Origin of the sequence: Prevotella ihumii (assembly GCF_900155655.1) — a bacterium.
Classification (GTDB): Bacteria; Bacteroidota; Bacteroidia; order Bacteroidales; family Bacteroidaceae; genus Prevotella; species Prevotella ihumii.
In genome coordinates, this window is the sequence record NZ_LT707002.1 from 1 (window position 1) to 862 (window position 862).

Sequence of the window (862 nt, forward strand, 5' to 3'; positions counted from 1 at the left end):
TAGTGTTTACTGAATAATTTATAACTCTCTGATATTTAAGTTTATATAACTTTATTTCTTTGTTTGTTTAACAAAAAAATCGTACCTTTATATAGTTAAATCCATAGCAAGATGAAGTTTTACGCTCCAAAATACAAGCAACTTGACCTCGGTTTGCTCCGCTCATCCCTTGATGAGTTGGACAAGACAAACCGATGGGTGGCTCTCGGTGACCTTCTTCCATGGACAGAACTTGAGAAGGAATACAACTCAAGGTTGGACAATCAGAAGAAAGGTGCAGGGAACAAGCCGGCACGCATGATTCTCGGCGCAATGATTATCAAGCACAAACTAAACCTAAGTGATGTCGAGACCATCGAGATTATCAGAGAGAGTCCCTATATGCAGTACTTTTGTGGATTGCATGGGTTCACCGACAAGCCTATATTCGACCCAAGCCTATTCGTCACGATACGCAAGCGAATCTCAGAGGAAGAACTAAACAAGATGACAGTCAAGCTTCTCGACAAGCAGAAGCGCCTTCTTGTAGAGAAACGCAAGCGTGAGGAAGAAGAGGCGAAGAAGAATGATGAGGAACCACCGACTCTAAAACCAGAGGATCCGAATGCCGCTTCCTTCACCGACTCAAAAGGTCGCGAGCACAAGGGAGTGCTGAAGATTGATGCTACCTGTGCCGATGCAGAGATGCGTTATCCTGTTGACGTTGATATAATACATGATGGTTGCCGCAAGGTTACCGATTATATTATAAAGGTGTGCGATATGTTTGAGCTGCACAAGCCACGAACGAACTACAAGCATGCACGTCAGGCATACCTTCAACTTGTCAAGAAAGCCAAGAAGAAAGGCAAGATGGTGCGTG

At 43.9% G+C, this 862-nt stretch carries 1 protein-coding gene; it reads left to right on the top strand.

Annotated elements, in window-relative coordinates; translation table 11 throughout:
- Window positions 1-111: 111 nt before the first annotated feature.
- On the top strand, window positions 112-862 hold a 751-nt coding region (locus CZ367_RS14010; RefSeq protein WP_144006049.1), incomplete at its 3' end, for a transposase.